This window comes from Vibrio aquimaris (assembly GCF_009363415.1).
GTDB lineage: Bacteria > Pseudomonadota > Gammaproteobacteria > Enterobacterales > Vibrionaceae > Vibrio > Vibrio aquimaris.
Genome location: NZ_CP045350.1, coordinates 2,165,544 through 2,190,476 on the forward strand (window position 1 = coordinate 2,165,544; position 24,933 = coordinate 2,190,476).

At 43.5% G+C, this 24,933-nt stretch carries 19 protein-coding genes; 1 reads left to right on the top strand and 18 read right to left on the bottom strand.

Features of this window, described 5'->3' with window-relative positions; all coding sequences use genetic code 11:
* Positions 1-135 precede the first annotated feature (135 nt).
* The 8 genes from clpX to FIV01_RS10050 form a co-directional block, all read right to left on the bottom strand.
* The gene (clpX, locus tag FIV01_RS10015) at positions 136-1,419 is read right to left on the bottom strand and encodes an ATP-dependent protease ATP-binding subunit ClpX (protein ID WP_114787210.1); all 1,284 of its coding nucleotides are present in this window, start codon (positions 1,417-1,419) and stop codon (positions 136-138) included.
* A 70-nt stretch (positions 1,420-1,489) separates the two neighbouring features.
* Positions 1,490-2,119 carry an ATP-dependent Clp endopeptidase proteolytic subunit ClpP gene (gene clpP, locus FIV01_RS10020; protein WP_114787209.1) on the bottom strand — a complete coding sequence of 210 codons (630 nt, stop codon included), beginning with the start codon at positions 2,117-2,119 and terminating at the stop codon, positions 1,490-1,492.
* A 105-nt stretch (positions 2,120-2,224) separates the two neighbouring features.
* Positions 2,225-3,529, bottom strand: a complete 1,305-nt coding sequence (gene tig / locus FIV01_RS10025) for a trigger factor (protein ID WP_152430875.1) — start codon at positions 3,527-3,529, stop codon at positions 2,225-2,227.
* Between the two features lie 569 nt (positions 3,530-4,098).
* Entirely contained in the window at positions 4,099-4,404 is a 306-nt protein-coding gene (locus tag FIV01_RS10030) for a DUF2789 domain-containing protein (RefSeq protein WP_246210394.1), read from the bottom strand.
* A 45-nt stretch (positions 4,405-4,449) separates the two neighbouring features.
* On the bottom strand, positions 4,450-6,690 hold the full coding sequence (locus FIV01_RS10035) for a lipase (protein WP_152430876.1): 2,241 nt from the start codon (positions 6,688-6,690) through the stop codon (positions 4,450-4,452).
* Positions 6,691-6,700: 10 nt separating this feature from the next.
* Positions 6,701-7,948: an outer membrane protein transport protein gene (locus FIV01_RS10040; protein WP_152430877.1), complete on the bottom strand. Its 1,248-nt coding sequence runs from the start codon at positions 7,946-7,948 to the stop codon at positions 6,701-6,703.
* Between the two features lie 461 nt (positions 7,949-8,409).
* Entirely contained in the window at positions 8,410-9,018 is a 609-nt protein-coding gene (locus FIV01_RS10045; protein ID WP_152430878.1) for a DUF2913 family protein, read from the bottom strand.
* Between the two features lie 186 nt (positions 9,019-9,204).
* A complete protein-coding gene (locus FIV01_RS10050) occupies positions 9,205-10,245 on the bottom strand; it encodes an FUSC family protein (protein WP_152430879.1) in 1,041 nt (346 codons plus the stop codon).
* 419 nt (positions 10,246-10,664) lie between these two features.
* Here FIV01_RS10050 and FIV01_RS10055 point away from each other — a divergent pair, with 419 nt between their 5' ends.
* A complete protein-coding gene (locus FIV01_RS10055; protein ID WP_152430880.1) occupies positions 10,665-10,892 on the top strand; it encodes a hypothetical protein in 228 nt (75 codons plus the stop codon).
* 75 nt (positions 10,893-10,967) lie between these two features.
* Here FIV01_RS10055 and copI read toward each other — a convergent pair whose 3' ends face one another.
* From copI to FIV01_RS10105, 10 genes are all read right to left on the bottom strand, one after another.
* Positions 10,968-11,462, bottom strand: coding sequence for a copper-resistant cuproprotein CopI (copI, locus tag FIV01_RS10060; protein WP_152430881.1), 495 nt, complete (start codon positions 11,460-11,462; stop codon positions 10,968-10,970).
* A gap of 75 nt (positions 11,463-11,537) precedes the next feature.
* On the bottom strand, positions 11,538-14,678 hold the full coding sequence (locus tag FIV01_RS10065) for an efflux RND transporter permease subunit (protein WP_152430882.1): 3,141 nt from the start codon (positions 14,676-14,678) through the stop codon (positions 11,538-11,540).
* Complete coding sequence (locus FIV01_RS10070; protein ID WP_152430883.1) at positions 14,678-16,387, bottom strand: efflux RND transporter periplasmic adaptor subunit; 1,710 nt, start codon at positions 16,385-16,387, stop codon at positions 14,678-14,680. Before FIV01_RS10070 ends, FIV01_RS10065 begins: the two co-directional genes overlap by 1 nt.
* Positions 16,388-16,404: 17 nt before the next feature.
* Entirely contained in the window at positions 16,405-17,781 is a 1,377-nt protein-coding gene (locus tag FIV01_RS10075) for a TolC family protein (RefSeq protein WP_246210395.1), read from the bottom strand.
* A gap of 87 nt (positions 17,782-17,868) precedes the next feature.
* Positions 17,869-18,324 carry a hypothetical protein gene (locus FIV01_RS10080; protein ID WP_152430885.1) on the bottom strand — a complete coding sequence of 152 codons (456 nt, stop codon included), beginning with the start codon at positions 18,322-18,324 and terminating at the stop codon, positions 17,869-17,871.
* 101 nt (positions 18,325-18,425) lie between these two features.
* Positions 18,426-19,847 (bottom strand): Na+/H+ antiporter NhaC, encoded by a 1,422-nt coding sequence (gene nhaC, locus FIV01_RS10085; protein WP_152430886.1) that lies wholly within the window; start codon positions 19,845-19,847, stop codon positions 18,426-18,428.
* A gap of 166 nt (positions 19,848-20,013) precedes the next feature.
* Positions 20,014-20,886, bottom strand: coding sequence for a formyltetrahydrofolate deformylase (gene purU, locus FIV01_RS10090; RefSeq protein WP_152430887.1), 873 nt, complete (start codon positions 20,884-20,886; stop codon positions 20,014-20,016).
* Positions 20,887-20,952: 66 nt separating this feature from the next.
* The gene (locus tag FIV01_RS10095; protein ID WP_172971831.1) at positions 20,953-21,615 is read right to left on the bottom strand and encodes a sarcosine oxidase subunit gamma; all 663 of its coding nucleotides are present in this window, start codon (positions 21,613-21,615) and stop codon (positions 20,953-20,955) included.
* Complete coding sequence (locus tag FIV01_RS10100) at positions 21,608-24,628, bottom strand: sarcosine oxidase subunit alpha (protein WP_152430889.1); 3,021 nt, start codon at positions 24,626-24,628, stop codon at positions 21,608-21,610. The genes FIV01_RS10095 and FIV01_RS10100 overlap by 8 nt, the downstream gene beginning before the upstream one ends.
* Positions 24,621-24,923: a sarcosine oxidase subunit delta gene (locus tag FIV01_RS10105; RefSeq protein WP_152430890.1), complete on the bottom strand. Its 303-nt coding sequence runs from the start codon at positions 24,921-24,923 to the stop codon at positions 24,621-24,623. The genes FIV01_RS10100 and FIV01_RS10105 overlap by 8 nt, the downstream gene beginning before the upstream one ends.
* Positions 24,924-24,933 lie beyond the last annotated feature (10 nt).

Consider the following 24,933-nt stretch of genomic DNA (forward strand, 5'->3'; position numbering starts at 1 on the left):
TTCTTCTTCTTCTCTCTTCCGCTTAGTCTTATGAGGATTATATGGGGGCTAATTGGTTGGATTCAACGAAAGAACAAAAAAAAGGAGGTAAATCACTACCTCCTCAATTTAATCCTAAATTTATGTGAATCTCACTTAAGATTCTGCTCCTGCTGCTTGATTGTCAGCGTTGCTGTAAATCAATAAAGGCTCAGACTCACCATTGATAACCGACTCATCTATAACAACTTTACTTACTTCTGTCATTGATGGCAGTTCATACATGGTTTCAAGTAAAACCCCTTCCAAGATAGAACGTAAGCCACGAGCACCAGTTTTACGCTCCATCGCTTTTTTCGCTATGGCGCGCAGTGCATCTTCACGGAATTCTAACTCAGAATCCTCTAACTCAAACAATGCTGCGTATTGTTTCGTTAGTGCATTTTTAGGTTCACACAAGATTTGGATAAGCGCTTCTTCATCCAACTCTGTTAATGTTGTTGTCACTGGCAAGCGACCGATAAACTCTGGAATCAAGCCATATTTCACCAAATCTTCTGGCTCGACCTGAGTAAATAGTTCACCGACGGTTTTCGTTTCATCCTTAGAACGGACTTCAGCGCCAAAGCCAATTCCCGTGCCTGTAGCAACACGCTGTTCGATCACTTTATCTAAACCAGCAAACGCACCGCCGCAGATGAAGAGGATCTTAGAGGTATCTACCTGAAGAAACTCTTGTTGAGGGTGCTTACGGCCCCCCTGAGGTGGAACAGAAGCTACCGTTCCCTCAATCAATTTCAGTAATGCTTGTTGAACACCTTCTCCGGAAACGTCTCGGGTAATTGAAGGGTTTTCAGCTTTGCGTGAAATTTTATCGATTTCATCGATATAGACAATGCCGCGTTCGGCTTTCGCTACGTCGTAATCACACTTTTGCAGCAGTTTTTGGATGATGTTTTCAACATCTTCACCGACATAGCCTGCTTCAGTAAGCGTTGTAGCATCAGCCATGGTAAACGGTACATCAAGGAAACGAGCTAGCGTTTCAGCCAGCAGAGTCTTACCGCTACCAGTGGGACCAATAAGCAGAATATTACTCTTACCGAGCTCTACTCCTTCACTGGTCGTATCTCCATTACGTAAACGCTTATAGTGGTTATATACGGCCACAGCAAGCACTTTCTTAGCGTAATCTTGGCCAATCACATAATCATCGAGATGGTCGCGAATTTCTCTCGGCACTGGCAGTGCTTCAGATTGTTTCTTCGGTAACACATCTTTAATTTCTTCTCGGATGATATCGTTACACAAGTCAACACATTCGTCACAGATGTATACGGATGGGCCGGCGATTAGCTTGCGAACTTCGTGCTGGCTTTTGCCGCAGAAAGAACAGTAAAGAAGTTTACTACTACCGCTCTCTTTGCTTTTATCTGTCATTCGCTAACCTCTTAGCCTTTACTCATTATGATTTGAGTGTATATCAATTATAGCCAAAATGCTCTGGCAATTATTGCTCGCTGCGATGAGTCAGTACAGCATCAACCAAACCGTAATCAACAGCTTGATCAGCTGCCATAAAGTTATCTCGGTCGGTATCACGTTCAATAATATCAAGAGGTTGACCTGTATGCTCGGCAAGTAACTTGTTGAGCTTTTGTTTGATGGTCAATATTTCTTGAGCATGGATCTGAATATCGGATGCTTGCCCTTGGAACCCGCCAAGTGGCTGGTGAATCATCACTCGTGAATTAGGCAACACATAACGTTTGCCAGGTGCACCGCCTGCGAGCAAAAACGCACCCATAGAACATGCTTGTCCCATACATACTGTACTCACATTCGGCTTGATAAACTGCATAGTATCATAGATAGACATACCAGCCGTAACACTGCCACCAGGCGAGTTGATGTAGAGGAAAATATCTTTATCAGGATTTTCTGATTCTAAGAAAAGTAACTGCGCCACCACAAGGTTTGCCATGTGGTCTTCTACTTGACCTGTTAGGAAAATCACACGCTCTTTTAACAAGCGAGAATAAATATCGTAAGAGCGCTCACCACGAGAGGTCTGTTCAACCACCATGGGTACCAGTGCGTCTAGAATGGGTGACATTGCATTTTTTTCTTGGTAGCTCATATTGTTATGTCCCTAAAATAAATGGTCCGGATGATAAATACCACACGGACCATTGTTAGCAGAAGAGTTAACGTTCCGTCAACCTTATAGGCAATATATTGCTTATTAAGCTGGCTGCTGTTGGTTCATTAGCTCGTTAAAGCTCACCGCTTTCTCAGACACCTGAGCTTTAGAGATAATGGCGTCAATCGCTTGCTCCTCAAGAGCAACATTGCGCATGTTATCCATCATCTGAGTGTTTTGCTCGTAGTAAGCAATCACTTCTGAAGGGTCTTCGTAAGCTGTCGCCATTTCTTCGATCAAGGCTTTGACTTTGTCATCGTCAGCTTTTAGATCTTCAGACTTGATCACTTCGCCAAGCAGTAAGCCAACCATAACTCGGCGCTTAGCTTGGTCTTCAAACAGTTCACGTGGAAGCTGGGCTGCTGCGTCAGGGTTACCGCCAAAGCGCTGCGCTGCTTGCTGACGTAAAGTGCCAATTTCTTGGTCAATCAGAGCTGCTGGCACTTGGATTTCGTTTTCTTGAACTAGACCTTCTAGAGCTTGCTCTTTAATGCGATTTTTAACCGCTTGCTTAAGCTCACGCTCCATGTTCTTGCGTACTTCAGCTTTCAGTGCGTCAAGGCCGCCCTCAGAAACACCGAACTTAGCAACAAACTCGTCATCAACTTCAGGAAGTTCACGACCTTCAACTTTAATAACTTTGATAGCAAACTTAGCCGCTTTGCCTTTTAGGTTTTCAGCGTGGTAGTCTTCAGGGAAAGTCACGTCGATGTCGAATTCCATACCCGCAGTTTTACCTGTGATACCGTCTTCAAAACCAGGGATCATACGACCTGCGCCCATTTCTAGTGGGAAGTTCTCAGCTTTACCACCTTCAAATTCTTCACCGTCGATAGAACCAACAAAATCGATAGTCGCGCGCTTACCTTCTTCAGCTGCTTCTTCAACTTCAACCCAAGCAGCTTGCTGCTTACGAAGAGTTTCAATCATTTCTTCAACATCTGAGTCTTGAACTTCAGTGGTTGGTTTTTCAACTGAAATATTTTCTAGACCTTTCAGTTCAACCTCTGGATAAACTTCGAAAGTTGCGTTGAAAACAAGATCTTCACCTTCTTTATTTTCTACAGGTGCGAACGTAGGTGCACCCGCTGGATTGATCTTTTCTTTAACAATCGCTTCGATGAAGTGACGCTGCATCACTTCACCCATCACATCTTGACGTACCGCTTTGCCATACATCTTAGCAACCATTTTCAATGGCACTTTACCTTTGCGGAAACCATCGAAACGACGGTTTTTAGCGATGTTGCGCAGTTCAGCTGTCACAGCATCTTCGATGTTGGCAGCTGGAACAGTAATGTTAAGACGGCGCTCTAGGCCTTCTAGCGTTTCAACAGTAACTTGCATTATTCATTAACCTCAAAACTGGCTCAGAATTGAAACTGAGCATATGAACCCAGTAAAAAGTTCATCTTTATTGGTACTCAAAGAGCACTACTTGTAAATCGAGAATCGATAACTAAACGAGTCAGTCACCGGACTAATTAGTGATATCTTTATCGACTTAATCTCAAAAGCTATCTCCGATTAGCCTCAGGATAAAATTCAGACGCCGCATTCTACCGACCTGTTCGGTCACTGTCGAGCCTATACCCAACATCACTTCGCCTTCTGACCTAAAAACTCCACTAACCGCTAAAAAAAACGTCAATCAATCAGACAACAGTATTTGAAATGGGGCCTTTAGTCACGTTTTCAAGTCAGAGGCGATTATTTTCTTAAAGAAATGGTAAAACACGATCTAAGTCGAATTTCTCATCTAAGGGTTAATATGAAAACCAAGGTCAATTCGAAAAAGTTTAGGCTTGATATCAAGAATTAACACAGAAAGGCGCAAAGTAAATTACAGAAAAAGGCTTATCACACAGTGCAATAAGCCTCAAATGATTTAGGCCCAGCTAGCTTGTAAACTTAGCCTAAGCTCTTAACATGGCATCAAGCTGGTCAACAAGCTCTGCCCAGTCGGCATCTTCGTCTATGGCCTGTCTCAGAAACGCCGCCTGAGAAGGAGACCAAAAAAAAGCTTCATGAAGTGCAGTGCCCACTACCAAGCCGCTGTGTGTTTTCACAAACTCACGTATGTTGTCATCTGAGCTCTCGAGTCCAAGCTGCATAAACAAATCGGGCATCGAGTGCTGGTGCATTTCCATATCTGCCTCACTCAATATATTGACTAAAAACAAGGCGACGTTACCGCCGCCTGTTTTGTTATTATAGATCAATTGAGTAATTTTAATTTTGCATTTAGATTAATAACTTAAACTTAACTAATCTATAACTGGTAACGATTCAAGGGTTGCAAAGCTTGGATCAACATCTAAGGTTTCACTTTCTTTAAGAGATAGAAAGTCTACTACTAAATTTCGAATAGCGAAGGTGTTTGCAGTTTTTTGACGTTGAACCATCATATCATCTGAATCTTCAAAATTAGGTACAAATAACGACGCATGATCTCCTCCTTTAAAAGAAGCGAATAGTCTTACAACATTCGTATCACCCTGCTCAAAGCCTTTTCGTAAGCCTTCTGTACCTACAAAATGAGCCGTCGGAACCAGCGGAGTCTTATCAAGAGCAAAGCCATGGTTTGGCACGGTATCATCGCTCTCGACTTGTAGCAGCAGTGTAGGTACATCTGTTGGGTAGCGGCCCGCCATCACCACAGAGTGAGGGTCTACAGTATCCATTAGAGTTTGAGCAACTATTTTGAACTGAGCAAACTTAGTTTCAAATTCTTGTGAATCGACAGGGAGTCCCAACTTTGCTGCAAGTGATTTTTTGATAACGTCTCCAAATTTACCTGATATAGATAAAAGCTCAGCAATGTGGCCTCCTGACTTTGCAAATGCAGCAGACTTGAAGCCATATTGCGGCAATTCGGTTGCACTCCCTATTGCAACGGCCGTATTACCCAATATTCCTCCCAGAGAATGACCAAGAAACTTTATGTTAGTTTTGTCCAACACAGTAACATCAGCTGGAACTCCCAAATCAGGGTCAGATACTTCAAGCTCTACCTTATCATTTTGAATATGAATATATTTACCTTCCAAAGCTAATCGCAAACCAAGAATATCTAGAACACTCTGCCTTAAGTTGTCTCTAGCAACAGGTAAGGCTGCTAAATTTAGGTAATAAAGTGGATTTTCTTTATCAGTAATAATCAATTTATTATTACCTAGAGTTAGCGCTCGAGCTCCGTGAAGAGGGTGATCAATAGCAATTACAGCTAAATTCCTTTCAGTTAGATTTGCTGCAAAGGCATAGACATCTTCTTTTACCGAAGTAATACCGTGCTGGTAAATTACGATACCATCAACCTGAGTGTCTTTTGGAGTAAATAGTGTAAACTCCACGTCCTTAAGTGATTTAACCACTGGAATAGGCGAATAACGGCTAACAAACGAAGCTCCAGGCGCCGCAGGCTCAAAAGGCGTGACCGCAAATGCACTACCAGATTCTAGAAAATAAGGCAGTGTCACCTTACCTTTAGTAACCCTAACCAAACCCAAGTCTTTACGTAACGCTATGTATAAACTCTTTAGTCCATCCTTAAACTTCTCACCGTCACTCCCTGCGACACTAAATACTTTTTCATCATCCAAAGCGGCCGTAAATTCCCGCGTTTTGACCTCACCACCATCATCTTTGTCTAGTGTCAAAGAGTAAATTGATGAAAGGTCTAGGTTGCTAGGGTTTGCATTTCCTAACTTAAATGCTCCTGTGCTCTGTGTTTTAAGCTTCAACAACTCACTGGCCGTTTTAACCATCACATCGCCAACTGACCCAGTAGTAAACCAAGCAGAATAAACGATAGTTTTGGGATCAATACCACCAGCCTGAGCAATAGCCTCTTGAGCTTTTACTAATTTTTGTACATCAGCAAGTACACCATCAGTATAAGGGTGCGACTTTAACCCTGCATATGAGCCAGACATACCAATAGGCTCATCTTTAACATCTTTTATTTGATTGGTTAACACCAATACATATTCACCGCTTGGTTCAAAGGGCTTAGCTGGCACCACAACAAGTTTGTCACCTCTACCAAACACTTGAAATTCATAATTTGCTAACTTTTGTGGGCGTTCGTGAAATACGGCGTTGTTAGTTAGAGGTTTAGTAATTTTAAATAAGCTTACCCCTTCTGTAATCTCTGAATGATCGCCAAAGCCTCTACCTTCCATAGAAATATATATTGGCATAGAGGTTGAAAAACCATCAGCGTAACCGAGTGCGAATTTTGGATCGCTAATATCACTATTGGCTCGTTCTTGATCAGACAGAACCTTTAACATGCCTGTTTGACCATCCAGTAATATATTATTGTTCAAAGGCACATATTTATTGCCACCACCAAGATACATTCTCACGGTGGTACTTCGAGATAAAGATTCACCGATATACGATTCTGCCTCTGTACCAGAGCTACCTTTACCATCTCCGCAACCTACAAGAATTGCAGCAGAGCATAATAACGTTAGGCGAAATATATTCTTAATATTTGTCATTCCTTAGACCTTAATTAAATGCGTAATTGATTTGTATCGAGGAGATAAAGGCACGGCCTTGAGACTCAAAAGTGCGTTCTTGTTTTAAACCATTCGTTTCTTTAAACGAACCATCATCACTTAATACCAGTGCAAAGCCTGCATCAAAGGATAAAGCTGGGCTCCATTGATAAGTGAAACCTGTGCTATACCAATGACGATCACTGTCTGGAATGCTTAGTGTGGCTTTACCGGCCTGCTCATCAAAGGCGTAGCCAGCTCTTAAGGTCCACTCTTTGTTGAGTTGGTAAGTCGCGCCAAGCGATAAACGGTCATTATCGTTATAGTCTTCCGCTTTATAGAAGCATCGACCTGGGACGCCGTCAAAGGTACATTCTGGGCTAGTGGCTTCAAGCTTAGTAAAAGCACTCCAATCAGTACGCTGCCAGCTATAATGCACAGCCCACTGGGAGTTCAACTGATGAAAACCAGACAGCTCGATAATCGCTGGTAACTCTACTTGAAGGCGCCCAGTCACGGTAGGCTCTGTGGCAATCCCTGAACTATAAGAACTAAATTTACCCTCATCAAAATCTAAGTTAACCGCAGAGCGATAAGCTAAAGAAAAGCGATTATCCTCATCAAGCTCGTATAAGCTGCCGATATTCCAGCCATAGCCAAACGTTTCCCCGGTCATGCCAAGTAATTTGTCGTAAGCATTACCACCAGTCGCCGTTGTGGTTTCGCCTTTATATCGAGTCAGTTCAGCTTCAGCGTAAACCAAATTTACACCTACCCCAAAGCTCCAAGATTCATTTAGTCGATACGCAATATTAGGGTTCAAATTGACCGAACGCAGCGAAGTATTACCCGACATATCACCCGCTGAAATATTGGTTGGGTAGTCAGTTGCTACGCCATAATTGGTAAATAAGCCTAGCCCCCAAGCCCAGCTTTGATTAATTGGCGCTATATAGTAACTCGCAGGCACAACCTGAAAAGGTGCGATGTCATTGGATTGCTCATTATTGCTGACATCTTTAACATCAATTTCTGGATCGATAAAGGAGATGGCGCCTGAAAAAGCTGCTTGCTCAAATCTCATCATGGCTGCAGGGTTTCGAGCCAACACACTTGCGTTATCGGCAATGGCGCCTTCACCTGAAAATGCTCGACCTAAACCGGATGCGGAATGCTCCGCCACTTGAAAGCCTGCCGAGTGTGCTTGGCTGGCGAGTAGGATGGACACTGCTAACAAGGAGCACTGCTTTGTGTTCATTCTTGCCTCTTTATATGGATAGAGTTAGACATAATTTGGTGATACGTTTTTACGCTCAATCACCCCAAGATTTATTATCAAAATGATGGATTCAATAGGAAATAGTCAGGCTATTAGCAAAACTATAATTAAATAACTCTCTAGAAGGATTAAACGCCTCTGAGCGCCCCAATCATATTGATGTTAACAATTTATTAAGGACGTGATATTAGATACGAAAATAAACAAAAAGTGGTCCGAGCAGATAGTAATTACTGTCTCTTTAGTGCGACAAATGAGCAAAAACCACGCCTAGTAACACAAAAGTTAATAAATGAATGAAAATTTGAAGGGTAAAGATACTATGGGGAAAATTAACACTTATCAAAATCGCCACATAATTGAGCAAAACAAACAATCGCTTTTTCGGCGCACAAAAACACACTATTTTTCACTTTAGATTATTTAATGGCAACAATAGGTTACTTAAGGGTTAGACAGAAGCGTAGAAAGTCATCATCTTCATAATCGACGTTATGCTCAAATATCGAAGATGCGTATATGATACGTAATATGGTGTGCTTCTCCCCTCGAGAACCACGAAATAACATTGAAATACCCTTGGCTAAGCGATTTCTGTTATCAAAGTGCGTATTAAGATCTGACGATAAAACACAAAGCAAACAGCTCGTTGAGTTATAGGATAAATCAACACTCTCTGGGCTTGATACCAATACCGTCGTATTGAATTCTTTTTCAAGCATATTAATAAGCAGAAGGAAACTATCCAAATGAGGAAGCTCATCACCGTACAAAGGTGATAATAAATTACCTAGCATCGACTCCATATCTAAGCGCTGTGAACGAGCATGAGTCACTAGAGAACGTATTTTCTTCTTAAAGGGTTTGTATTTCTTGCTATTCCCTGCCTTATTAAGCCAAGCAGAAAGAATATCATTAATTTCAGAGCGAGATTTGTGCGCTAATGCTTTAGCGCTGTAATTGGTTCTTAGATGAAGTAAAGCGTGTATCGCTAACTCAGACAATAAAGGCTCAAACTCAGGTTTTATGTTGGTGTGAATACTACGCATGATATCCGAACGTTTATATGCCGCTCAAGCCTTGTCAGTCAGGGAAATTAAGAAGGAGCGACATGCTACCGAAAAGCGCAGCTTATGTACAGTTAGAAAAAAGGTTGCGTATCACAGCTTTTCCTGAACAAGGGCCTCTTCTGAACAATATGTAGAGAATTAACGCTTTGTCGCGAGCCAAGCTCTTCAATCAGCGTTATCGTATATTTGTTCTAGTGCCACTGATAAGCGGCTTATCTGCTGACTGAGTTGATGATTAAGCCATACATAAGTGCACTGGTTTAAATATTGCAGATCTAGATTTTGATAATGCTGAAGAAAGTCGAAATGTGGATAGCGGCTGACTCTTCCTCCAGCCAGCTCCAAGCTGAGAAGATTCATGGCTTCAAATAGTTGATGGCTATGAGCCGACATAGTTGGCATTGATTGCGGCCACTTTTCGGTTAACAAACTTTCAACCAAACCTATTATACGATGCTCTAGGGTCAATATTTCAGAGATTTTGTCTGCTTGTCCGTTTGACTCGGTTTTTACATGAGCCGCAATTGCCCTTTGCTGGGCCAGATTTTGACTCAACACGTCCATACTCAAATTAAGGTTAGAACTATCGCTATGATGCTCGGGCAAGTGCAGCAAATAGTAATCGGCTATAAGCTGCAGAAACTCTGAAACCATCATTTGGAAATGGTTCAAAGCACGTTCAGGAAACACAAATCTGCTACAAACCCATATAATAGTCGTACCTAGGATTACATTAAAAACTCTCCACTCTAGAGCAGAGAGATCACCAATCGCAACATCCGAAACAATGGCAAGAGTCACCGCTGCCAAAATAGCGGCGTAGGAATAGCGGCTCCAGAAGAAATAGGATGCAAGAGCCAGTAACCCTATTAGTAAGGTTCCATGAGTTACGGTATTTTCTGCCGGGATAAGATGAAGTGATAAACCTGCGAGCGCTCCGACCAGCGTCCCGACTAACCGCTGGTTTGCCTTCGAAAGCGTGGTTCGAAAATAAGAAGCAGGCCCCATCACCACAATGATAGTGACCAATGCCCAACTCGAATGAGGAATATCAAAAACGCGGGTAATACCATAAGCAATCACACATGCAATTGTCGTTCTAAGGGCGTGTAGACCACTCCGATAGTCAAACCATGGCAACGCCAAAGTTATCAATCGCTGCCTTAACCACACATCATACTCTTTTGCCCTGTTTCGCCAGTACATATCACAACTTCAAGTTTGGACTAATTATGGGAATAGACAGCCCGAGTCACCATTACCTATATAGATTTGGGTGATCACACTGTGAACCGTTTTCCATTATAACCGTCAATAACACTGCTATTCGTTGACTTACATCATTCATAGATTCGGACAAGTGTTTAGTTTTGATAATTCAATCGTTAATTGGTAACTTTTCTCGCCAACCCAGTGAGACTTAGATCACAAATATAAAAAATAACAACCAAGAGCCATTAATGATTAAATGATAGATATTTCATATACCTTGATTATTAACTATCACAAAAAAGTCCCTTTGCAAGCGACTTAGCACTCTAAGTTTTGAGCTCTTTTACTTGCTTGATTGGTTATTTTTTGTACAATATTGCCAATTTAAAAATTACTAATGCAGAGGAAGTATTATGAGTCTATTCAACCTAAACCCGTTTTCCGTCACCAGAACAAAAAAAAGTGAGCCAACTTTCCAAAACGGCTTTTCAGTTGAAGAACCTGACACTTCTAGTAACATTAGCACTGAATTAATCTATGATGCCGACCAAAGTATGGCTCTTAGAGAAGAAGTGGTAACTCCAGAAAAACCTGAGTTTGTAAAACATTTCACTGCATTGAAACGTTCTGACTTCTATTGAACAAGGGTTTATATGTATTGAGATAATATTCGCCAGATCTCCAGTCACTGGCGAACCAAAACGTAACTTATACCACTACAAAGTAACTTTTTTAACCATACCCGCTTCAGCATGTCCAGGGATATTGCAGGCAAACTCAACCCTGTTGTCCCCATGGAAATGCCAAAGTAGCTGTTTTGCTTCTCCCGGTTTGACAGTAACAGCGCTGCCTGAGTCATGCATGTGATGAGGCATAGACTTCATCATTTCTCTATGCTCTAACTGCTCTTTCGCTGAGCCAATAGTGAACTCGTGGTCAATTTTTCCAACATTCATCACCACAAACTGGACCACATCATTAGGCTCTATATTGACCTCTTTTTTAAATTGAATTGTCATGTCATCATTAAGCACAACATGAATAACTTTGTCTGGTTGAGCTCCCTTTGCTGGCATACCAACTTCAGACATGCCATCCATATTCATCATTGAGTGATCCATTTTGTTTTGGTTCATATTTGAATGATCCATGCTTGCAAATACCGAAGTCGCAGTCACTGACAGAAGTATTGCCATTAATGTCTTGTTCATCATTTTTCCTTACTAGATTGACGCTTAATCAATAGGGAGAGGCTAAGACTTCTCCCTTACTTAGGTTAAACTTTATTAGGTTGAGCTTTTTGACACATGACGAGTCTCATGCAATTTCCAAAGTTTGAAAATTGCCGGTATGACCAAGAGAGTGAGAAGCAGTGCAGATGCCATCCCTCCTATCATGGGCGCGGCAATGCGCTGCATCACCTCAGAGCCAGTCCCATCCCCATACATAATGGGAATCAGACCAATAATGACGGTCAACACAGTCATCATGACAGGGCGAACTCTCAGCCCCGCACCTTCTCGAATAGCATCGATTAAATCTGATTCTTGAAGCATTCTGTCTTGAGATGCGGCATCAAGCTTAGTGTGATGCCATGCTTGGTTAAGATAAACCAACATAATCACACCAATTTCTACCGCTACCCCCGCAAGAGCAATAAAACCCACACCAACAGCAATGGAGAAGTTGTAATTGAGCAAATGCATCAACCACAATCCACCCACCATAGCCAGAGGCAAAGTCAGCATGATCACTGCAACTTCACCAACTCTGCGGAAACTAAAATAGAGCAGCAGCATGATGATGGTAATAGTGATGGGAACCACAACTCCAAGTCGCTCCTTTGCTCTTTCCATATATTCATATTGCCCTGACCATGCCAATGAGTACCCTGCAGGCAAGCTAAGTTGCTGCGTGACAGCCTGCTTTGCTTCGTTGACGTATGAACCTAAGTCTCTTCCATCAATATCAACAAACACCCATCCATTAGGCCTAGCATTTTCTGTTTTTATCATGGGAGGACCATCTTCATAACGCACATCAGCAACATCAGCTAAGGCAATACGAGCGCCACTTGCAGTTACCAAAGGCAAGTTATTTAACTTGACCACGGAATCGCGATAGTTTTGAGGATAGCGGACATTAATTGGATAGCGCTCAAGACCTTCTACTGTTTCACCAACATTAAGCCCCCCGACCGCAGTAGAGATAACTTGCTGCACATCCTTAATACTTAACCCATAACGTGCTGCCGCTTTACGATTAATATCGATAGTGACATAACGACCACCCGCTACACGTTCAGCGTAAACCGATGCTGTACCCTCAATGCCATTTAAAATGGGCTCTAGCTCTGCGCCTATTTTCTCGATTTCTTTGAGATCAGGACCCGCAATCTTGATTCCGATAGGGGTTTTAATCCCAGTTGCCAACATGTCAATTCGTGTTTTGATTGGCATAACCCAAGCATTGGTTAAACCCGGAAATTGAACCAAATCATCAAACTCTTTGCGCAGCATTTCGGCGGTTAAACCCTCTCGCCATTGCTCCCTTGGTTTGAGTTGTATGACAGTTTCTATCATGGTCAAAGGAGCTGGATCGGTCGCGGTTTCTGCTCGACCTATTTTTCCCCACGCTGTTTCAACTTCAGGCACAGTCATAATCAGTTTATTGGTCTGCTGAAGCAGCTCTCTTGCTTTACCAATCGATATACCAGGATAAGTAGTGGGCATGTACATTAGGTCCCCTTCATCTAAAGGAGGAATAAACTCACTACCAAGCCGAGTTGTGGGATAATAAGCAGAACCCATTAGAACAATAGCCAAAGCTAGTATGGATTTAGGATACTTCAAGCTAAAGTTCAATAATGGCTTGTACAAATTAACTAAGCCTTTGTTGATAGGGTTTTTGTGTTCTGGAAGCACTTTACCTCTTATCAAATAACCCATAAGTACAGGCACAAGGGTAATCGCAAGACCTGCCGATGCTGCCATTGCGTAAGTTTTAGTAAATGCTAAAGGTGAGAACATCTTCCCTTCTTGCCCTTCTAACGCAAAGACAGGCACAAAGCTCAAGGTAATAATCAGGAGTGAGAAGAAGAGTGGCGCGCCCACTTCTTGCGCGGCATTACCTATGACTTGCCAGCGATTTTTATCCGTTAAGGGGGTTCGTTCAATGTGCTTATGCACATTTTCTATCATGACAATGGCACCATCAACCATGGCCCCAATGGCAATGGCAATGCCTCCTAAAGACATGATATTGGCATTAATTCCTTGCCAGTGCATGACAATAAAGGCAGCAAGAATGCCCACAGGAAGGCTAAAAGCGATAACCAGAGAAGAGCGAATATGAAATAAGAATAAAGCGCATACAATCGCTACGACGATAAATTCCTCTGCAAGCTTATCCCATAAATTATCAACCGCAGCATTAATCAAAGTAGAGCGGTCATAGGTAGTGACTATTTCTACCCCCTCTGGAAGACTAATTTGCAGCTGTGATAGCTTGTCTTTGACTTCAGAGATCACCTTGCTGGCATTTTCTCCAAAACGCATCACTATCACACCACCAACCGCTTCACCTTCGCCATTAAGCTCTGAAATTCCGCGCCTCATTTGTGGGCCAAGATTAATATCGGCGATATCACCAAGTAACAGCGGTGTCCCTTTTTTAGTCACTTTTAATGGTAGCGCTTTTATGTCTTCTATACTCGACAAGTAACCAGTGGTACGAACCATATGCTCTGCTTCTGCGACTTCAACAACAGATGCCCCTGATTCTTGATTGCCATTTTGAATTGCCGTATTCACTTGTTGTAAAGTTAGGTCGTAAGCTCTGAGCTTGGCAGGATCAATTTGTACTTGATACTGTTTAACCATTCCGCCCACAGTGGCAACTTCTGAGACTCCGTCAAGCGTTTGCAATTCATACTTTAAAAACCAGTCTTGCAAACTGCGCAGCTGTGCCAAATCATGCTGACCTGTTTTGTCTTGTAGAACATAGCTAAATATCCAGCCAACACCTGTCGCATCTGGACCTAGGGTTGGCTTAGCGCTTGGGGGAAGTTTGGATGAAACTTGACTCAAATACTCCAAGACTCGAGATCTTGCCCAATACATATCTGTATCATCGTTAAAAATGATATAGACGTAGGAGTCACCAAAAAATGAATATCCCCTCACCGTTTCAGCACCAGGAACCGCAAGCATAGCCGTGGTCAACGGATAAGTGACCTGATCCTCCACAACCTGAGGCGCTTGTCCCGGATAGCTGGTTTTGATGATGACTTGAACATCAGATAAATCTGGAATGGCGTCCACAGGGGTATTCTTAACGCTATAGACACCTGAAACAATCAAAGCAAATGTCGCAACAAGCACCAAAAAGCGATTGTTTATCGACCAACGAATGATGGCGTTAATCATTATTTACCCTCACTCATTTTTAGTTGCTTTAAGACAAATTCACTTCCCTTCTTTTCGACTAAGAAATTAACACTCTGACCTTCTTCAAAGCCAACTAGCTTAGCTTTGTCTTCAACCGAAAAATTCATTTCCCCCGCCTGCCAATTCCACTGGGAAACGGGTTGGTGAGCGACAGTTATCATGCCAAAGTCAGCCATAAGCATGGTGATATCCCCACTTATCCAAAGTTCCTTAGCGACTTTCTCCTGAGACAGTTTGTAATCGACAATTTCATACTGGCCTGACTCTGCTTTTTTCATCTTGAATTCAAGCTGCTGCCCATTTTTAAAAGTCTGAGTATCAAGGTTTTCCGCGAGGTTAAAATTCATCACCATACCCGGCCAATCCCACTCTGGAACAGGTTGGTGATTGATGGTTAACATGTGATGATCAGCCATCACATTGGTAATTTCACCTTTGGCCCATGCAACCTCCTCAACTGCCTCTAAACCATTTATTCTTGATAGATCAGCAGATTGACTCGATTCAGAGTCGAGCATAAAGTGTGCGGAGGTCACGATACGCTCCCCTTGCGTTAAACCACTTATGACCTCAACTTTATCTGCGGCTTCACGACCCGTTTCAATTCGAGCGGAGCGATACTTCCCTTTTCCTTGGGCAAGGACAACCCGAGTCATTCCTCCTGACTGAATGACAGAGTTACGTGGTATGGTGAGCACTTTTTCGCTAGTAACTGGCTTTAAGGTAACATTAGCGAACATGTTCGGCTTTAATTCCCCTTTAGGATTAGGGAAGCGTAAACGAACGCGTAGAGTACGAGTACTGGGATCAAGAATAGGATAAACATAATCGACTTCCCCTTTCCATTCACCTCCAGGAAGGGCATCCAATGTCATAGCGGCTTGACTGCCCTGTTTAATCCACTGCGATTGACGTTCAAATACTTCAGCATCGACCCAAACATCATCAAGAGGACCAGCACTGATAACCGCTTGCGCAGGAGATAAATAACCTCCTTCTCGAATGCTAAGACTGGCAATCACACCATCAGCAGGCGCTTTTACTTCGATGGTATGAGACGCTTTACCGCGACTTGCAATTTGTTTCACCTGTTCGACATCAACACCTAAAGTGACCAACCGCTCGGTCGCCGCTTTTATCATTCCCTTTCGTTTTGTTTGGTAGGCATTGAGCAATTCTTCTTGAGCCTTAACCAACTCAGGAGAATACAAAGTAAACAAGATTTCGCCTTGTTTTACTTTCTCGCCTACCGCGTTGATGTAGAGCTTTTCAACCCAACCGGAAACTCGCACATTGGTTTGCCATAGTAGGCTCTCATCAAAAGCAATATAGCCAACCGTTTCTATTTTGGGCGCCAACACTTGATACTCAGCAACAGCCGTTTTAACCCCTAAGTTGTTCTCAACAGCAGAATCGATTTTCACTGTTCCCGGCTTATCATTGCTACTATTTAGATCATCCGCATAAACTGGAATCAGATCCATCCCCATGGGTGACTTGCCTGGTTTATCTCTTTGATAATTCGGGTCCATAGGGGCTACCCAATACAATGGCTCATCAGTTGAACTAGAATCCCCTTCTTTTGTGTCTGGCATAGGCTGGTTTATTCCAGTCACCACACTGTTAATACCAAAGCCCAAGCCCCCACCAATCAGTAAAGCTAAGCAAGCAACTCTATATGAATTCATAGATTTATCCTTTATTGTTATTGGTATTTGGCACTAGGAGCCGTAACTTGATATTCAAAACCACCCAGCAAAGAAGCAAGCTGGCTATTAGTTTGGTTGAAGTCTGTAATTAGGCGTGTAAGCTCGATTTTTAATGCAAGTTCGTCAGTTGAAGCCGTTATCACGTCACCAAATTCGGTCGTATTGTTCTGATACCCCCTCTCAACGGCTTCAATGCGAGCTTTGGCCTGAGGCAATAGCCGCTCTTGGTAACGCTCTATACGCTCGGTCATATTGGTTCTGTCATTTAATAAAGCACTCACTTGAGCGGACATCTGCGCCAATAACGTGTCTTTTTGATATTGTGACGCTCCAACCTGATATTGAGCTGCGGCAAGGTTCTTGTCTTGTCTATTGCCTGTAAATAGAGGAATGTCCATGGTGAGATAAGCACTGACCAAGTCGGAGGCAGGCTCTCCCATCATGTTGTTTGCTTGACGATAAGCATACATAACTTCCACACCAAACTGAGGAGTAAAAGCTTGTTCTGCCACCTCTACTTGGGTGCGATTTACAGATATATTACTTTCGGCCACTTGCACTAAAGGATGTTGATTAAGCAAGGGATAATACTGACTTTGGCTACCAGCATTGCTCAAAATTGACTCTAGCTGAGTCCAAGGCAACTGATAATCAACGCTATTGAGCAAGCCTTCCGTTTGCCAATCAGCGCCAAGCCATTCGGACAACTGCGCGATCAGCCTATTTTGTTTTTGGCGATTTAACTGCAGCTTTTCATCCAGCTTACCTACTTGGATTTGGGTATTGAGTAGATCTTGAGCTTCACTTTTACCTATGGAGTAGTTTGTTTGCACGTACCGCTCCATCTCTTGCATAAGTTTTTGGTTTTTATGAATAAGAGATGCTGTATATTGTAAATATCCCAGCTCCAACCAAAGCTGAGTAATGCTGTTGGCAACTTCTCTTTCACGCACCTTGATTTGATAGGCAACACCATCAGCTTTTTGGTTAGCACCTTGTCGGTTTAAGTCTAATGTCGAGCCTCGTTCAAATTGTTGCATCAAACCAAGAGAGACGTTAGTCATAGGGTCTTGATCAAACTCGAAAGAGTCCACTGGCAAGCCACCAAACCCTACTTTTAACTTGGGATCCATTAAAGTAGCGCTCGCGACCGCTGTCTCTCGCATCGCTTTAGACTGTGCGGCATATTGTGCCCGGCTAGTATCATTTGCTAGGGCAGTTTCAATCATTAAGTTCAATTGCTGCCCAGCAGCAAAATCGCTTTGCAAACTCTGCGTCTTGGCACTAGACAATAAAGGTGCAGTAGAAACGAGAGTTGCAATCGTAATGCTCAAGGTTTTAGGAAAACCAAGACGATAAAATTCAATAATCACAATGTTTATCCATGGAAAAATATGGATTACCTCAAACACTGCTCCTGTGGCAAACATGTTTGAGAACGAACAAAAATGAGGATTGAACTACAAGGAAGGTGGGCGCAGTAAGCCATCGATATGTGCGACAGCCAGATCTAATTTCAGTGATTGATGAAGAGCTAACGAGATAGGCACTATACCCAGCGAGCCGAGCGTACCTATTGGGTATGGCACACCGGAACAAACAGAAGGACAACAATTATCAATACCTGAGTTTGTCCCCTGACAATGAGGCATGGTATTTGAGACTTGACCATCCAAGCCACCAAGTGATGATTGAACCATTGAATGACAGTTCTCATTGGGACTTGTTTGAGCGCTTTCAGTTGATGTCTCCAAAGAGCCAGCTTTTAGAGTATGACAAGGAATGCCACTCGATGCCATCATAGCAGAAGGCATACTTTTTCCTGCCATTGCACGTGTACTAGACACATAACTAGTCATCAGCATCGCTAAGATACTGAGTAACGTAATCAATATGTGTTTAAGTGAGTGCTGCATAGTATACCTTCGGTTTGAAGGTTGAATATAGACCTTCCCCTTAGGGTAAGGTCAAGCACTTTAAAAATTTATTCAACTATAGACAGTAGAGCTAAATATACTCAGCTATAACTTGCTTCTCGCATAACAAATCGCTCGGTCGACGCGTATATCAGGCTAATCACTGGCGATATCCAGCAAGCAAATGCGAGTGGTATGTAGAGTAAGTTTTCTATATTTCCCTCGGCAATTCCAAGTCCTAATGCGCTGATCACCACAGCGCCACCCGCATTCCAAGGAACAAGCGGCGAAATAAGCGTTCCTCCTTCTTCCACTGCCCGAGATAAATTCAGCTTAGAGTAACCTTTGGCTTCATACACAGGCACAAACATCCGCCCAGGCAAACTAATGGATAGATATGGGTCACCAGCCACTAGGTTGGTTGCCACTGATGTACCAAGAGCTGATGCTTGGAGGCGAAAGAACGAACAGCTTTTGCTCAGTATCACCTCAACGATAGTTTCCAAACAGCGGGTTCTTTCCAGCGCACCTCCAAAACCAAGCGATATCATGATCAAAGTGATCACCCATGCCATTGACTGAATGCCCCCTCTTGCAAGCAAGCTATCAAGCTCTGACACTCCAGTTTGTATTTGATATCCGCTCTGTGCATATTGAAATAACTCGTGCAAAGACACGTCTTGCATAAAGTGAGCAATGACAGCACCACTCACCACACCAGCAAACAAAGAAGGTAATGTGGGTAGCTTAAAGAAAGAACACGCGAGCACTAAAAAAGGCGGAATTAAAAGCCAAGCAGATAAATTGAAATTGGCTTCAATATTGGTGTTAATCAGGTGTATCTGACTTAATGCATCCTCTCCCAAAGGACCGTTATTGAGACCAACGAATAGATAAATACCAAATGCAATTAACATGGCAGGAACTGTGGTGGGCAACATGTTTTTTATATGTTGAAAGAGGTCTACACCGATTACTGCAGGGGCTAAATTCGTTGTGTCCGATAAGGGGGACATTTTGTCGCCAAAAAACGCGCCTGAAACCACCGCTCCAGCCGTCCAATAAATCGGAATATCAAAGCCAGCACCAATACCCACCAAGGCTAATCCAACCGTACTAACCGTTCCCCAAGAGGTGCCAAGCGACAAAGAGACGATCGAGCACAACACCATACTTGCCGCCAAAAATATCTGCGGATTGAGCATAGTCAGACCATATTGTATCAATAAAGGCACAGTACCACTGGCAATCCAGATACCAACTATCATACCGACCAGCATTAAGATAGCGAGAGATTGCATCGCAAGACGAACCGTATGCAAAATGCCATCTTCAATATCATGCCAACGATAACCTCTAAACCAAGCCAAAAAAGCGGTAACGCTAATACCAACAATCAGTGGTATATGAGGCGTAAAATCATTAAAAACGAAAAGTTGTATCGCCAAAATACAAAGAGTAATTGCGATAGGTGCTATCGCCATGGCTAAGCTAGGCTTAGAGGTTTTATCTATTTTCGTCATACCGAATCTTCCTTATTTCTCGTTTGAATGCGAAATTTTGGGTGCAAAAAGCCTAGCTCGACTTTTGTTGTCACTGAGGTGACAGGTCGAGCTATCGTTTGCTTTAGTTTTTCTTGAACTTACAGTGCGAAAATACCGGCCTTAGCCGAATAGACGATAAAACAAGTTAGGAACGCTCAAAAACTACTGTTTTGTCGTTAAATAAAAATACCCGCTTTTCAATATGATATTGGATGGCTTTGGCGAGCGTTAGCGCTTCAATATCCTTACCTTTTTTGATCAGATCTTTGGGGTAATAGGTATGATTAACGTTTGCCATACCTTGGGTAATAATCGGCCCTTCATCTAGGTCGCTACTGACGTAATGCGCAGTGGCTCCAACGAGCTTCACGCCTTTATCATAAGCTTGATGATAAGGTTTTGCGCCTTTAAAGCCGGGTAACAAAGAGTGATGAATGTTAATGGCTTTTCGTGACCATTGTTCACACATTGAATCGGACAGAACTTGCATGTATCGGGCAAGAATCAATAACTCGCAGCCAGAATCATCCAATACTTGTTGCACCTGTGCTTCTTGTTGTGACTTGGTCTCATGAGAAATAGGAAAGCAGTGGTAAGGAATATCATGCCATTGCGCCAATGACCTCAGATCTTCATGATTCGAAATCACGGCTTTGATATCAACGGGCAGATTATGGGTGCGATAGCGATAGAGTAAATCGTTCAAACAATGATCATATTTAGACACCATGATCACCACGGAGGGTCTGTAACTCTTATCGGTCAATTCCCATTCCATATCAAAGGCTTTGCTGCGTTCACCAAAGCCTTGCTTAAACGCTTTCTCATCAAACTTTCCACTGCCCTCTTGAGCAAACTCTACTCGGATAAAAAAGCGCTGGTTCAACTCATCATCAAAAGAGTTTAACTCAGAGATATAACATCCAGATTCACATAAAAAGCGGGTCACTACATCTACTGTCCCAATACGGCTTGGACAACTTGCGGTTAAAATGTAGTTGGAATTCGATTGGTTCATTAAGTCACCTTAAGACTGTTATTATAAGTCGCCAATACCAAATCGGTTTGGCGACTGGTTGCCTGGCTAGTCTTTATGAAAGACCACACCATACTCACGCCCTGCATCCATTAGCCACATCCATAGGTAGTCGGCGAAACTTCGACGAACCACAAGTTCAAATGCCTGTTCACCAATACGGCGAATTTGAACTTGTGATTTGGCAAATGTGGTTCCAGCCACATTGCCCATCGGGAACTGACGAATATGGACATCATACAAGGTAGATTTTTTTATTAGGTTTTCAGCATTTGCCCCACTCAACGCCAGAAGAGTTTGAGCACTGCTCACTTCAGTGACCGCATAATGCCCCTCTAAATGCTGATGCAAAGCCAATTCAACTGCCGCCTCTGAGTTAGGCTCTCCAATAATCAACCATTCATCAGGAGATTGCCAGAAAACACGCAGACTATCGGTTTGAACGGACGTTCTCGGTGCGATTGGAAGCGATACGCCAAGCGCCTTTTCAACCCCTGAAATAAAAGCGGGATTCTCTGTTTTTCCCCTCAAGATAAAATGGCTTAAACCTTTTATCTCACGGATGTCGACGCTCGTCTCCTGATATAATTGGTCAGGTGTTATAAATTCCACATGGGCGAGAGGTGAAGCTTCTCGGGGCATCCATTGCTCTTTAGATCTGGGAGAGGTGACGTTATTGTCGGCCCTAGCTTCAAGAGTGATATCAGACATTTTGGCGCTCTCCTTTTGGATCATAAAATACAGATGTGGTAATTTCAGCTTCTACTGATGTTCCATCAGACAGCGGGAAATACACCTTTTCGCCCACCCGAGACAAACCGCCTTTGATAACGCCCAATGCAATAGAGCGATCTAATACTGGGCTGTAATAACTTGATGTAACATGCCCAACCATTGTCATTGGGATTGGCTCATTTGGGTCAAAGACCGCTTGTGCGCCTTCAGGTAACACAACACTTGGATCTTTAGTTAGTAATCCAACAAACTGTTTTCTATCTTGCCGCTGGTTGTCTTCACGCTCCCATGAGCGCTTACCGATATAACTAAACGTCTTGTTTTTACCGACGATCCAGTTCATATCCATATCTTGCGGAGATACCGAGCCATCTGTGTCCTGCCCTGCAATAATAAAGCCTTTCTCGGCTCGAAGAATATGCATGGTTTCGGTGCCATAAGGCGTGATACCAAACTCCTCACCAGCAGCCATGACTTGTTCCCACACATATAAGCCATAATTGGCTGGCACGTTAATTTCAAAAGACAGCTCACCAGTAAAACTGATGCGAAATACTCGCGCATCTACGCCAGCTACCTTAAATGACTGCCAACTCATGTAGGGAAAAGCGTCATTTGATACATCATGACCATCCACCAACTTTTCAAGCAAGAATCGGCTATTCGGCCCAGATATTGTCATCGTCGCCCAATGATCTGTCACACTGGCAAAATACACTTCTAACTCTGGCCACTCTGTTTGATGCCATAGCTCTAACCATTCGAGCACTGCGGCAGCTCCCCCAGACGTGGTGGTCATTATAAAGTGGCTGTCATTGATACAAGAAGTCACACCATCATCGAAGATCATGCCATCTTCTTTACACATAATGCCATATCGGCAGCGGCCCGGAGCAAGCTTTGACCAAGGGTTGGTATAAATTCGGTTGAGGAACTCTCTTGCATCCTTACCTTGAATATCAATTTTTCCAAGCGTGGACGCATCTAAAATACCTATGCTGTGACGCGTTGCCATACACTCACGCGTGAGTGCTTCCTGCATGCTCTCACCCTGCTTAGGAAAATACCAAGGCCGCTTCCATTGCCCCACATCTTCAAACTTTGCCCCGTGAGAAACATGCCACTCATGAATTGCGGTAAATCTTGCAGGGTCAAACAATTTGCCCGTATCTCTTCCAGCTAACGCACCAAAGGTTACTGGCGTATACATAGGGCGAAAAATGGTTGTACCTGTTTCTTGGATGGTTTGATTTAACGCTTTGGCGACGATAGCCATCCCGTTGATATTGGACGTTTTCCCTTGATCGGTACCAAATCCCATCGCGGTATAACGTTTGACATGCTCAATCGACTCAAATCCTTCTCTTGTGGCAAGCTCGATACCCGCAGCGGTGACATCATTTTGAAAATCAACAAATTGCTTAGGCGCTCGACTGGTCGGTTTGATATGAGGAATATGATATAGCGCCATTGGCTGTGACTCATTGTATTTATGAGCTTTAGGGGTAATGAAGTTGGACTCGATTAGCGCTCCGCCCAACTCCTCACCACTGACGAGCCCTGCCCCAGCACCTTGCTCTAAGACAGCGCCTAATGAGTAGGTTCCCACAGCTCCACCAACAAATAGTTGGTTTTGAGAGGCAGGGCCGGGAACAAAGCCTGCAATATCTGGGTTCCAGATAGGCTTGCTCCCCGTATGGCAGGATAAGTGAACCACAGGACTCCAGCCACCAGAGCTTGCCACAGTATCACAAGTCAATTGGGTTGCTTTACCAATAATTTCGCTAGCGTCAGAGTTAAGGGAAGCCACCTTAACCCCTGTCACTCGTTTGCTGCCAGAGACCTCTATGACCGCTTTACCCGTTAGTATCTTGATGCCCAAACTGCGCGCTTTTGAAACGAGATCGCCGTTTGATTCCTGTCGAGTATCTACCACAGCCACGACTTCTCGTCCTGCATTATGCCAATCAATCGCCGTTTGGTACGCATAATCATTGGTGGTCATCAATACCAGCTTGCTTCCCGAAGCGACGGCATAACGATTAATATAAGTAGAGACAGCAGACGCTAACATACACCCTGGCACGTCGTTATTGGCAAAAACCAGTGGTCTTTCCAAGGCACCCGTCGCCAAGATAACTTTCTTAGCGCGAATGCGATGCAAACGCTGGCGAATTCCCGATACGTTTTCGCCTAAATGATCGCTGCGCCTTTCAACCGCTCCGACAAAATTATGGTCGTAGTAACCAAAAGCCGTCGTTCTCGCCAACAAAGTAAAGTTAGGGTCTGAGTACAAAAGTCCCAAAGTCTCAGCAACCCAGTCCATGCAAGGTTTACCATCAAGCTTTTCAGTACTAGACAGTAGCGAGCCACCAAATTCGTTTTGCTCATCGAGCACAATCACACGCAGGCCAGAACCGACCAAGGTTTTTGCCGCCGCAAGTCCAGCTGGCCCTGCGCCAATAATCAGCACATCGGCATGATGATTAAGCTTATCGTACTGATCTGGGTCTTGATCTGCTGGAACTTTGCCTAAACCTGCAGCCTTTCTGATGTATTTCTCGTAAGTTGGCCATAGGCTTTCAGGTTGCATGAACGTTTTGTAGTAAAAGCCAGGCGGCATCATGGCGCCGCCAACCTTCCCAACCCCTGCCATCATATCCAATTCCACACTTGGCCAACCCGCTACTGAAGTCGCCGTCAGGCCTTGATATAACTCAGCCTGAGTAGCACGAATGTTGGGAATAGTGGTCGATGGGCTACTGCCTACTTGTAAAATGGCATTGGGCTCTTCTGCTCCAGCTGCCAAAATTCCTCTTGGACGAGAATATTTAAAACTTCTTCCCACGACATCAACGCCATTGGCTAATAAGGCCGACGCAATAGTATCGCCTTTGCAGCCTGTGTAGCGCTTACCATTAAATGCGAATGTGATACTTTGTGCTCGCTCAATACGACCGCCTTTCTCAAGCCTGTTAAGCTCAGCCATTGTGCTGCTCCTCTTTGTTCAATAAAGCAGAGCTACTGCCCATTTTGTACACCTCTTCTATCTGGTAAGTCACTGTATTGCGGACAACATTAAAAAACTTACGACACCCCGCACTGTGCGACCACATTTCCTGATACGAGCCTTTGTTATTTTTTCGGTGAAACAGATAGTTACCCCATTCTTCATCGGTCACTGCCTCTGGTTCAAAAGGCCGGACAATATGCGCCTCTCCGGCGTAGTGAAACTCATCTTCTTCTCGTATTTCATCGCAATACGGACAATAGATTTGCAGCATTACTCTTTCT